Raw genomic sequence first — 11,912 nt, 5'->3', positions numbered from 1 at the left:
TGAATTTATAAAAAATTAATTTATTGATTTGAGAGTGCTCTCGTTTCACTTTTTAATGGGAAGCTTTACTCTTGAGCTCGAACATTACGCCTCTCCCGTAAAATAATATTCTTGTTCTTTGATTGTTAATGAAAAATCGCCACGCCTTTAAACACTTGGATGGCATGCTATTGCCTTCGTTTTCATGAGGCTTGAAATAGTAATGTCTACGCGAATAATGGCGATGAGTTGTTATGAAGCCATGCAAAAAATAAAAGCATCAGCAGAATTACGCGAGAGGCCTAATTAGCCCCCAATCGACTGGAACTCTTATTGTTATGCAATTGTCCGGATATTTAAAACTCAGCTTGGTTATCGGCAGTATTGCGATGATAACTGGCTGCATTTCTCGGCATGAAGCCATGGCTTCTCACCACACCACTGCGTTACAAAATGCGTCGCTGCCAAGTCTTAACCGCTGTCAGTCTGAATTATCGGCGTTGGCGCATTACGATCTGGCGCGTTATCAAACACAAAATAGTGCGCTTAATGTTTTGCTGGATCGCAGCGCCAAATATCTCTTAACACGCGCGCAACTCAACACGGATATGCAAGCCACGCTCGACAGCGTATATCAGGCCGAGTTAGCCAAACGCTGCCAAAACATTCACAGCGTATTGTTCAGCGCCATGCTGGCGCAGGCTGATGGGGAGTGATGTAAACATGAAAATCGTGTTCCCATTATTAGCTGTTAGCGTGCTGTTGAACGGTTGTGTTGCACACCATTTACCACATTCGCAATCGAACCAGCCAATCGCCCCGCAATTCGCTGAACCTCTTTTACTGCGCGACTTCAGCCAGCAAATGGATAGCATGCGTCAACAAGCCGCTGCCGGCGCGCGTAGTGCTCAGCAACAATATGGTGGCTGGTTAGCTTCTGCTGGTCAGCGTGATAACGCGCAACCGTTGCTGACAGCAGCGGCCGAAAGTGGCCAAGTGCAGGCGCAATATCAGCTCGGCATGTTGCTGCTGCAGAGTCAGCCACGTGAGGGCAAGCAGTGGCTGCAACGCGCGGCTGAGCAAGGTAACAGCGCCGCAGCCCAGCAGCTTGCTCGTTACCATCGCAGCGGTAATCCGCTGATACAGAATCCCCAGCAAGCATTTAATTGGTTGTTGCATGCTGCGCAGCAGGGCGATGCACAAGCACAAAACGATGTTGGCGCGGCCTACAGTCGGGGTATTGGCGTGAAGAGAGATACCGCGATGGCCGCAGGCTGGTATCGCAAAGCGGCCGAACAAGGCAATGCGCTGGCGCAGTTCAATTTGGCCGGCGCTTATCAAGCCGGTGAAGGCATTAAAAAACAACCGCTGCACGCTTACGCCTGGTACAACGCGGCGGTACAAAACAGCCGCGATCCGCATCTGACTGACATTGCTGAGCAGATGAAGTTGCGCATGTATGCCGCAGCCACGCGCAATGGTCAGACAGCGCAGGCGCGCCAGCTGGCGCAGCAGTTCACACAGCAATATGTCAAACCCCATGAGGATGTACTGCCATGAAACCTTTATTTGCTCAATCGCTGCTCGGTGTAGCCGTTGCGGCAGCCTTACTATCATCAGCCAGCTATGCGTTACCGGCGTTGACGGGGTACGATTCAGATCAAACGATTCCCTATGCGTTATTTGATGAAACTGATGAGCCAAAGCCCTGGATCAAACCTTATAGCACCTCAAAAAAAACGTTGAAACCTGCCACGGCTAACGACGGGAAGCAAATGCAACAACTGCAGCAGTTACAGCATTCACTCACTGAACAGCAGCGAATTAACAAAGAAGTGCTGGCAGGACATGAAATTGAGAAGGAAACATTACGGCAACAACTGCAAGCATTAGCGACTGACCAAGAGGTAGTTGAAACATTGCGTCTTAAGGTCGCCAGTTTGCAGCAGGAATTGACGCACCGAGAAAATCAGCAGAATGGTGCGCAAGAAGAACTAAGTGACTTGCGTACTCAATTGGCAGCACATCAGTTGATGCTGGATACCCACGAGCTGAATCAATCCTCCCTTGCCAAGAAGCTAAAAGAAGCTGAAGAAGTGGTGATTGCGCAGAGTAACCAGTTAGAGGCTGCTCGCACAGAAAAGCAATTGTTGCAAGATCAATATCAACAAACCGACGTGCAACGATTGGCCGAGTTAAAACAACATCAAGAAAATATCACTCAACTGCAAACGACCTTGAGTGCCGCCGAGCAGCAAAAGTCAGAACTGCAAAAGCAGTTTGATGATCATAAGAAGCAACAGCAGCAGCGAGTGGTACCCGAAAATCACGAACAGAAGCTTTCTTATGCTAATGGCGTGGCGTTCGCCAATAATATTGTGCAGAGCTTGCAGAAACAGCAAAACCTGGGAGTCAAACCTGATCGTCCTATGGTATTGGCGGGGATCAAAGATGCTTTTGAACAACGTATTTCATTAGATCCTCAAGATATCCGAAAACTTGTTGATGAGCTGGGCGTGACGCTCAACGATAAGTTGCAAGTACAACAGCAGCAAAATAATGATGTACAGCAAAAGCAGAAAAAACTTGGTGAACAACTGATTGCCAAAACAAAACAGCGTAAAGGCGTCCAATCGTTAGACGGCATTTATTACGTTGTGACAAAGCAGGGTAAAGGCGAAAAAATTGATAACAAGAGCACCGTTGACATTCTTATTACCGGTAAGTTAGCGGACGGTTCTGTCTTTGATTCAAGTGGGTTGGATAATGTTACCCAGCAAGTTCAGCTCGATAACATTTTGCCGGCGTTAGCGGATGTACTCAGTCAGTTGAAAAAAGGAAGTCAGGTTGAAGTCATCATACCGCCAGAAAAAGCATTTGGTGATGAAGGTGTTGAAAATCTCATTCCCCCATCGGCAACTCTGTGGTTCGAGGTGAAGATAAAAAAATAACGCATCTAAATATTTTTAAGAGTACTCTCGATTACATTTTAGATGGCTTTTCTATTATTTAATATGCTTTGATGACTAATAAATAATAAGATTTTGGTGCTGATGGCATTTAGGATTTAGAACAATTCATTCATTATGCATAATGAATGAATTGTTCCGGTCTAAGGAGGGTGAATTAAGTAGTAGAAATGTCCCATTAAAAGATGATTGAAAGCGTTAAAAGAAAAAAGAAATTGCTAACTTCACTGTTGAGATGTTATGCACCCACGCTCATGGCTGCACCCGCCATAAATGTGGGTGCAATGCAGGAGTATATTGATAGCGATAAAATAACATTGGCAAAGCGCATCAATAGTAATCGTACCAGCACGGTATTTATCCGCGTAACGGTAGATGAGATTAATTAGAAAATAGTGTTAGTACGGAGCACTCACTGGGTGCCGATGCCCTAATTGCGGGGAAAAGCACTGGTTTAGTCGCTAGACCGGCCCGGCTGATTTGTCCAGCAATCCATGATGAGAGCACACTAGAGATACTGATGACGGGTTCATTACCCAATGGCACTTTATTCGACCAAAGTGGCAAAGAAAATAAGGTTCAAAAGGTAGCATTGAAACGTTGCTACCATCACTAGCTGCTGTGATTAAAACGCTACCAGTAGGCTGCGAAATGGAAGTGGTTCTGCCGCCAGGATTAGCTTTCGCTGAAAAAAGCGTGGCGGGTTTAATCCCTTGAGATGCCACTATCATCATGAAAATAAGTTTGTTGAAAGCTCATTAATTTGTTCCCGTAAGTATTTAATGCGTTATGAATTTTTTTAATTTTAAATAGGATTCATTAGTTATAATAAAAGTGTCAAATATCTGATGTCGACAGGGGGCTGTCGTCCTTACTGAGAGAAGTGTCTTTTATCTCTCGCCACACTCTTTAGTGTGGTTTTTTTTACTTAAGTGATTATGGATTGAGAGTGCTCTGGTGTTTGATTTTAATTAATAATCGCATAATGACTTGGTGGAATCATGGGTTTATAAAGAATTCCTCTTGTTGCTAGCAGGTTATTATTTTGAATGGACGAAAATAAAATGAGCGAGAATAATATTGTCATCCTCGATGATCATCCGCTGTATTTGATTGGCCTCAAAAGAATTATTAATGATGAATCCGATTTTAGAGTGACCGATTGTTGTAAAAATAGCAGTGAGTTATTCTTGTCTCTCAGTTTAGCGCCTGCAAACATTGCTATAATTGACTGTTCACTTCCCAATGGGGACTTAGATGTTAAAGCAGTGATTGATAAACTCCATCGACATTATCCTAAAATGGCAATTGTGACGATGGGGGATTGTCGTCATCATCAAATGCAAAGCGATGCACTGCAACCGTTGGTAAAATCTTACTTTTGCAAGTCGCTGTCTCCTGAAAATGTCATTACTGGCTTACGCCACATTTGGCTCAATCATCGCTATGATGAAAAAGGCATTTCAGCTGATGGGGAAAAAGACAAAATTGGCACCCGATTATCTGCTAAAGAAAAAATAGTGATGGAATATTTGCATGCAGGACTCAGCGTATCGAAAACGGCATTGCGATTATCACGCAGCGTTAAAACCATTAGTTCGCAAAAAAGAGCGGCGATGCGTAAGCTCGGATTACATCGCGATAGCGATATCTTTCGCTTAGATATAAATGATGTTTAAATAATCATGCTGCGAGGATGTTATCCCAGCCAGCGGCGGGCTTCCGCATCACTAATATCGCGGTAATACACTTTATTGATCTGAATATCGCAGCTTTTACATTGGGCGCTGACATGCGTGGAATAATAGTTGCGGCCAGAGGGTGAAATTGCGCCGCATCGTGTAATGGTAATGTTTTTCCAGCGGTGCATATGAGGAGTAAAGCTGAATAATTTCATTGTGATTCCCGGTTCTAAAACAGGTAAGTGACAACTTAAAGCGTTACGCTGTGGAGCCGGAGGCTTATTAGGCCGATTTTATTACTGTCATAATTTGATTTTAATCAACAGGAAGCCATAGTTTACCTATGAATCGGTATTAGCGGTGTTCAATTATTTCAACTCTAAGAATATCGGCGCGCTATTAACGCTTAGCGCGCCTTTTGTTTGACATAAACCGGTTAAAGCATTAATGCCATAAATAGCAATTTATCATTGAAACAGCTTACTTCCTGTTCCATTGTGGCGATAACCTCAAAGCCTTTCTTGCTATAGATCAAAACAGCCGGGCTGGATTGCCAGACGCAAAGCGTGATGCGACGCATTTTTTGCTGTTTGGCTTGTTGAGTCATCCGCGACAAAACTTGATTGAAATAGCCTTTACCTTGTTCTTCGGCATGCAGCGCTACACTGCAAATAAAGTAATCGTCTGGCCGGCTGTGATATGCAACAAAGCTGTCGTAAGCATCATCCAGCGGTTTTACTTCTGATCGATAGCTATAGCCGACCTTAATTGAATCGTAATCTTTCATCGGTGCAGCATTGATGAAACCAACCATTTTTCCCGTTGTGTTATACAGCATGGATATTTGGGTCAGAAATGGTTGAATATTTTGTTGCTGCTGTAAGCTTATAATATCCAGCGAGTGAAGGTTATTAACCGAGCAATATTCCAGATAACTGGTGCGGAGAATCAATTGCGCCATACAGCGTAGTTCGGCACAATTGGCTAAGGTTCCCGGTTTAAACCACAATGTTTTTTCAATCGTAGCGAAAATTGGCTGCCAAAAATGACCCGCATCAAGCGTCTGTTGGTTATTAGCAATGAGGAAATCACTAAATAACGCGTTAACTTTATCGAGTTGTTTATCCTGAGATAGCACGCCGTAATAGTGATAATAAGGAATCTCAGCGCGCAATTGCGGCGCGTAAGCTATCTGTAAAATATCGTATTCAATAAAGAGTGGCGCAAAGTCGGCAAGTGATAATGGATTTGCTAATTGCCAGCCACGCTGATTAAGTTGCGTTACCGTGTGCTGATAATGCAAACGTTCTTCATCACTTAGTGCGCGCTGTTCACCGCTTAAAATATCTTCCTGCAAGCGCATGCCTTTAATGCCGCTGATGCGCTGTTGTGGTACGTCAAAACCGCAGATTGCGTACTCACGACTGAAATCCTGGTGACTCAGTTGGCTAACACTTAATTGTTCGCACCATAGCTGATAAAACGGCTCGAAAATCGCCCGTTCGCTTTCGGGCGTTTTATCGATTAGCGGTTGCGGCCAGTGACGATAAATATCGCTGAGTTGCTGCTGCATCTTTAGCAATGCGGGATTTTGCTGGTGGCAGATGATCATGCCAGTTTCATCGGTAAACAAATTCAGCCAGTTGATTTGCTGTTGTGCGCCGCGATAATTCGGCAGCTCTGGCTGACATAGAAACAGCGTTGCGGGCTGCGCGGGAAGAGTATCCGCATCCATATAGACGCCGCCAAGTTGGGTTAATATTGCCAGGCGGAAAAAGTCGGAAAGCGTGGCGTAATAACGTTTGTCATGCAGTTGCTGCAACATCTGCGTTAAAGCAGGATCGAACTCTTGCATTAACGCGCGCAAACTGTTCACGTTAACCAACGCATCCGTTAGAAACAGGATACCAAGTTGCTGTTCATCATCGGCTTGCTGAGCGACAAAGCGCACATCGCCCGCCAGTTGCTGCGCATCCCACACCCACAATGTTTGCTGAAATTCACTTTGGCTGGCTTCGATAGCGCGCTGCCATTGGGCGATGGTTTGTACCACGTTCGCTGGCGGTGGACCGCCAAGCCATACGCGATGCAGCGTGCATTCTTTGCCGCTTAAGCGACTGGTCGGCACCGCAAACATGGATGAGAAATCGGCAACGTTGATTTCATCAGGCTGAAATTGCTGGCACCACAATTTGAATTGGCGAAGTTCATGCTTCCAGCGCGCCGTGGTAGGAGTGGTAAATCGCTGTTTTAACGCAGCAAGTTGCTGTTCGAACTGGAGCAAAAAGCGTTCACGGTTCAGTTTCATTACACTTCACTCCCTGCTTTCTGCGTTTCATAACCCTGAGGATTTTGCACGTGCCAGCGCCACGCATCGCGCAGCATCTCTTTGAGTCCATGAGTGGCTTGCCAGTTCAGCTCCTTTCTGGCTGAGCCGGGATCAGATAGACAAATAGCGACATTGCCGGGACGGCGTGGACGCATATCTAGCGGCACGCGTTTGCCGCTCACCTGTTCAAACATGTGCACGATTTCCAGCACCGAGTAGCCTTGGCCGGTGCCGAGATTGTAATGATGGTAACCGGCTTGCAGATGATTGAGCGCTTGAATATGACCTGCGGCGAGATCCATCACGTGAATATAGTCGCGCACGCCGGTGCCGTCTGGCGTCTCATAGTCATTGCCAAACACGGGTAATGCCTTACGCAAGCCGTTAGCCACCTGAAAAAGGTAGGGCAATAAGTTGTTGGGAATGCCGGCTGGATGTTCGCCTATTTGACCAGAAGCATGTGCGCCAGCCGGATTGAAATAGCGTAAGGCGGTGATGGCTAATTCTGGTTGCGCATCCACCACTTCTCGCAGGATCTTCTCCACCATATATTTCGATGCACCGTACGGATTAGTGGTGTTACCCGCATCGCACTCTTCGCACAGCGGTATTTTCACCGGAATGCCGTATACCGTGGCGGACGAACTGAAGATCAGCTTATTGACCTGATGCTGCTTCATGGTTTCCAGCAGCGTTAGCGTGCCAGCAATATTATTTTGATAATACTTCACCGGTTTTAGCAGTGATTCGTTGACTGATTTAAATCCAGCCATATGGATCACGGCATCAATAGATTCGCTATTGAATACGCGATTGAGGTCGGCGCGGCGACGGATGTCACCTTGATGAAAAGCCAGCTTCTGCCGCTTAATGCTTCCACGCGCTGTAACGCGAGCGGCGAACTGTTGCACAAATTATCCAGCACTATTACATGATGATTTTGTTGTAGCAGGCTAAGGGCAATGTGCGAACCAATATAACCGGCGCCGCCAGTGATTAAGACGTTCATTTACGTACACTCCATGTGTTTTGATGCGCGCAGCGATGCGCGACGAATGAGGTTTTTTAGACATTGTCGACCTTTGTTATCAGTAGTAATGAGATCACCAACAGCCCACAGGCCGCGGGCCAAATCGCCAGCGGTGATACTGCGGTGAGAATTCCCTGTAATACGCCAGCGATCAGCACGCCGATGGATACTGCATTGGTATATAGCGTTGCCGCCATTCCCTGCTGCTTTTGCAGTAAGTCTTGAAACCAGAACAATCCAACGGTGGCGATGATGGCGATAAAAGTGGCATTGAAAATTTGTAGCAACATCAGCGTGATAAAATTCTGGCTGAAAAATATTCCCGCATAAAAAATGATGCCGCACAGCATGGCGAATTGGATCTGCGTGCGCTTGCCCCAGCGCGTCAGCATTTTAGCGCTGAGCAGCATGATGGGGATCTCCAGCGCGGCGGCGAGGCCGTAAAGTACTCCGGTCCAATCACTGGAAAGCGAGGATTGCTGCTCTAAATGCAACGGAAATCCAATTAAATAGAGTGAACTGCAACTCCAAACCAGCAAAGTAGCGAGCATCAAAAAGATTAGGTTGCGGCCTGGCGGCTGTGGTTCGGCTGGAAGGCTAGCAGCCGTGCTAATCAGCTTTTCACCGTTCGGTAAGCGCAGCGCCAGCAAAGTGACGCCAACTAATAGCATCAGCATCCCGCTATAAAGCCAGGCGAAGCCGAACGAGTGGATTAACCAGAATGCCAGCGGCGGACCAAAAATCCACGCCAGAGAAAATTGTGCGCGCAAGATAGCGCTGAATCCATTGTCACTGCGCGCTTGGCGGGCCAAGGCAAACAGTTGCGGCACGGCGGCGCTGCCGCAGGCGCTGAGCAGTGATCCCAGGGTAATCAGCAGCAGATAGTCGCGGCAGAAGATAAACAGCAGCGCGTTGAGAGCCAGCGCAGCTAAGCAGCACAACAGCAGTGGACGACGTTGAGGCAGACGATCGGAATAGCGCGCGATCGCCACGCTAACCCCAATACTGCTAAGCGCGTTAACGCTATAAAACGCGCCGATTTTCCATGCGGCGACATTGAGCTCGCTGGCAAGAAACAGGCTGAGTGTGGGAGTGAACAAGGCGCCGCTCAATCCGGCACCCAGCGCCACTATATAAAACGAAAATACCGCGATTTTCATCGACATCCTTGTCAGAAAGATCCGCGCATTCCCGCGCGGGATTGAGTTTTACAGCGCTTCTGCGCGACTGGTACGTTTGCCGTCTGGGCTTACGCTGCGCACCATCACTTCATCGCTGGCAGTCACGCGTGGTTGGGTCTGAGCATCATAATTTTGCCAGTTTTTACCCTTATCCAGACTGTATTGCAGTGGTAAGCCTGGTAGCGCGATGTTCATCTCCAGCGTACCGTTTTGCACCTTCGCGCCCGGTAATGGCAGGCGATACTGGATGCCGGCTTTATCCATTTTCGCCAGTTCACGTTGGCCTAACAGGTTGGCGAAACGCTGCCAATCCTGATTACGCTGCTGCTGGTCCACGAAGTGGGTTTTGCCACCTTCGAAAGTTCGGCCCTGTTGATAATCCAGCTCCCAATCCGCGCGATGCCAGCCGCGCTCGGCCACTGAAAGCAGACGTGGGAACACCATGTAATCCATTTGCTGATCGGTGCGGGTGGTTTCGCTCCATAACTGTACAGAAATGCCATATGCGCCTGACCACGGTTTGTTTGAAGTAGCCTCAAAGGTCATACCATCACGATCCACCGAGGTTTCAGCATTCTGTGGCAAGTTATCTGGCGCGAAACCAAACATCTTGCGCTCATCACTGAAACGCGTGCCCCAGTAATAACCGCGTTCCTGCGGATTCACTTCATACGGGAAATCCATGTAGACGTAATCAGGATTCGAGATCACCACCTGGTAATCTTTTTGCGTCCAGTCGCTGGCGGTGTCAAAGCCGCCCCAATACAGCGTGTCCCAGAAGTTAACCCGCACGCGCGAGGTGGCGAAGGCGTGAGCGTTGGCGGCATCTTTCAATCCATCTTGCCAGGCTTGCATCACAGGAATGCCGTGTGCTTTAACCATCTTGCTGACTTCTAAGGCGAAATGGCTTGGCAGATGCTCAAGATCTTCAACTTTGCCGGATTTCACCACTGCCTGACAGACCTGGGATTTTGCCCAAGGCTTATCTTCTTTGCTTTGGTCCAAAATGCCTTTTCCAGCCTCAGGCTTTTTGATATCGGTGTAGCCCGGACCAAGGCGGATGTTTTTCGCTTCATCACCGCCAAAGTGCCAGGTGGTTAACGGTTGACCCGCTTCACGGTGCATGGCTTGCACTTCGCCAATCACCTTGTCGACAAAACGTTTCGAGGAATCGAGGCACGGATTGAGGTAGCTGGTGCGGTCATACAGCTGCACTGAACGGGTGTTGGAGGTATCGGTGGGATCAACTAAACGGAATTCGCTGGCCTGTTGGCTCTGTCCCGCTTTCATCAGCTTTTGATAACGCGCTTCCATTGAAATCACCGCAGCTCGCGCATGAGCGGGCATGTCGATCTCCGGAATCACTTCGATATTGCGTGCTTTGGCGTACTTAACGATTTCAATATAGTCAGCACGGCTGAAGTGGCCGCTGCCATTATTATCACTGAACGGACCCGAACCTAATTGCGGCAGTAAACATTGCTGTTCGGTGAGGTCGTGACAACGCTTGCTGCCCACATCGGTCAGTTCCGGCAAGCCGGGAATTTCGATACGCCAGGCTTCGTCATCCGTTAAATGGAAGTGGAACTTATTCATCTTCCACGCCGCCATTTGATCAAGCATGCGCAATACCGCGGGTTTGGTATGGAAATTACGCGCCACGTCGAGGAATGCGCCGCGATAGGCAAAGCGCGGTGCATCTTTGGCTTCCAGCGTGGCGATAATCGGTTTGCCTTCAGCAGGCACCAATGAAAGTAGCGACATCAAACCGTAATAGACGCCAGCCTGATCGTAACCAATGATCTCGGCTCCGCGCGGAGTAATACGCAATTCATAGGCGCCGGAGACGGCATTTTCGCCATGGAATTGTGCGGTCGAAAGGTGGGTTTTGACACTATAACCGGCAGATTGTTGCGTGATGTTGAGCAGTGAGAAACGTTGTTTGACGGCATCGGCTTGATCGGCGGATAGCGCATCAAGATGCAATGCCACACCGCGACTCAAATCAACATCAGCAGCGTGGATTTTCACTGTTTGTGGCGTTGGCGTGATTTGGCCGCGCAATGCGCTTTTTGGCAACTGATGCACATCGGCATTCTTCGCAAAGCGGCTTTGCGGCTGCATCAGTACGTTTTTATCGTCGGCGATGCGCTTCCATTGGTTGCCGAACGGCTTGACGAATTGGTTGAGATTTTCGGTATCGGTGCTGGCGATGATTTTTGGCAAAGCGTTGTCGGCAGTAACGTACCAACGCGGCATCACATCAGTAATAAACAACTGCCAGTACTCGTTGACGATCGGAATCACTACCGATTCACCCGCATCAAAACCTTTGAATTTTTCGGTCGGTTCTAGCCGGGTTAAGTCGCCGACGATATGCGTCATTTTGAACTGATCGTTATCAACACGCAGCGTTTCGTGCACGTTGCTCATGTAGATCGCCCAGTTTTTACTGGTCAGCGCCGGACCGTTATTGGTCAAGGTGATGGTCGCGCCATTACAGGAGGCCCAATCCGCCCCCAGCGCCGCGCAGTTGATGCCGTGATCGGCAGCCTGATTATCCGTAACCTGATATTGCACGCCAAACTGGCTGATCTGGTCCACAACCTGTTGATTGGTTTTCACGCCGGAATGGCAGGCAACAAGGGCCGTTACGCTAAGTGCCAGTAAACTTAATTTCAATTTTTTCATGATGTTATCCTTGTCCACGGATGAAATTCTCTGGCTCCTGCCAGATAAGGG

The 11,912-nt window shown here is 48.0% G+C and carries 8 protein-coding genes and 1 pseudogene; 4 read left to right on the top strand and 5 right to left on the bottom strand.

The features are described 5' to 3' along the window. Window positions 1-401 precede the first annotated feature (401 nt). From ACPUC7_RS03340 to ACPUC7_RS03325, 4 genes are all read left to right on the top strand, one after another. Entirely contained in the window at window positions 402-695 is a 294-nt protein-coding gene (locus tag ACPUC7_RS03340) for a YuaE family lipoprotein (RefSeq protein WP_494921764.1), read from the top strand. Window positions 696-702: 7 nt separating this feature from the next. Further along, complete coding sequence (locus ACPUC7_RS03335) at window positions 703-1,539, top strand: tetratricopeptide repeat protein (protein ID WP_494921763.1); 837 nt, start codon at window positions 703-705, stop codon at window positions 1,537-1,539. Continuing rightward, complete coding sequence (locus ACPUC7_RS03330; RefSeq protein WP_494921762.1) at window positions 1,536-2,930, top strand: FKBP-type peptidyl-prolyl cis-trans isomerase; 1,395 nt, start codon at window positions 1,536-1,538, stop codon at window positions 2,928-2,930. The genes ACPUC7_RS03335 and ACPUC7_RS03330 overlap by 4 nt, the downstream gene beginning before the upstream one ends. 1,067 nt (window positions 2,931-3,997) lie before the next feature. After that, entirely contained in the window at window positions 3,998-4,627 is a 630-nt protein-coding gene (locus tag ACPUC7_RS03325; RefSeq protein ID WP_494921761.1) for a response regulator, read from the top strand. Between the two features lie 20 nt (window positions 4,628-4,647). Here the strand turns inward: ACPUC7_RS03325 and ACPUC7_RS03320 are convergent, their stop codons facing one another. From ACPUC7_RS03320 to ACPUC7_RS03300, 5 genes and pseudogenes are all read right to left on the bottom strand, one after another. After that, window positions 4,648-4,845: a hypothetical protein gene (locus ACPUC7_RS03320; protein WP_494921760.1), complete on the bottom strand. Its 198-nt coding sequence runs from the start codon at window positions 4,843-4,845 to the stop codon at window positions 4,648-4,650. Window positions 4,846-5,066: 221 nt separating this feature from the next. Next, complete coding sequence (locus ACPUC7_RS03315; RefSeq protein WP_494921759.1) at window positions 5,067-6,938, bottom strand: GNAT family N-acetyltransferase; 1,872 nt, start codon at window positions 6,936-6,938, stop codon at window positions 5,067-5,069. Then, window positions 6,938-7,968: pseudogene (galE, locus tag ACPUC7_RS03310) on the bottom strand (UDP-glucose 4-epimerase GalE). The gene ACPUC7_RS03315 and the pseudogene galE overlap by 1 nt, the downstream one beginning before the upstream one ends. A gap of 56 nt (window positions 7,969-8,024) precedes the next feature. Continuing rightward, entirely contained in the window at window positions 8,025-9,149 is a 1,125-nt protein-coding gene (locus ACPUC7_RS03305) for a sugar efflux transporter (protein WP_494921758.1), read from the bottom strand. Window positions 9,150-9,197: 48 nt separating this feature from the next. Continuing rightward, entirely contained in the window at window positions 9,198-11,861 is a 2,664-nt protein-coding gene (locus tag ACPUC7_RS03300) for a beta-N-acetylhexosaminidase (RefSeq protein WP_494921757.1), read from the bottom strand. Window positions 11,862-11,912 lie beyond the last annotated feature (51 nt).

Source organism: Pantoea sp. CFCC18179, from assembly GCF_059412405.1.
This window is presented reverse-complemented; position numbering and strand designations above follow the sequence as displayed.

What these genes read in the sequence shown, in the direction of transcription:
- ACPUC7_RS03340 (WP_494921764.1), top strand. Translation starts at nt 402, where the DNA reads ATGGCTTCTCACCACACCACTGCGTTACAAAATGCGTCGCTGCCAAGT.
- ACPUC7_RS03335 (WP_494921763.1), top strand. Translation starts at nt 703, where the DNA reads ATGAAAATCGTGTTCCCATTATTAGCTGTTAGCGTGCTGTTGAACGGT.
- ACPUC7_RS03330 (WP_494921762.1), top strand. Translation starts at nt 1,536, where the DNA reads ATGAAACCTTTATTTGCTCAATCGCTGCTCGGTGTAGCCGTTGCGGCA.
- ACPUC7_RS03325 (WP_494921761.1), top strand. Translation starts at nt 3,998, where the DNA reads ATGGACGAAAATAAAATGAGCGAGAATAATATTGTCATCCTCGATGAT.
- ACPUC7_RS03320 (WP_494921760.1), bottom strand. Translation starts at nt 4,845, where the DNA reads ATGAAATTATTCAGCTTTACTCCTCATATGCACCGCTGGAAAAACATT.
- ACPUC7_RS03315 (WP_494921759.1), bottom strand. Translation starts at nt 6,938, where the DNA reads ATGAAACTGAACCGTGAACGCTTTTTGCTCCAGTTCGAACAGCAACTT.
- ACPUC7_RS03305 (WP_494921758.1), bottom strand. Translation starts at nt 9,149, where the DNA reads ATGAAAATCGCGGTATTTTCGTTTTATATAGTGGCGCTGGGTGCCGGA.
- ACPUC7_RS03300 (WP_494921757.1), bottom strand. Translation starts at nt 11,861, where the DNA reads ATGAAAAAATTGAAATTAAGTTTACTGGCACTTAGCGTAACGGCCCTT.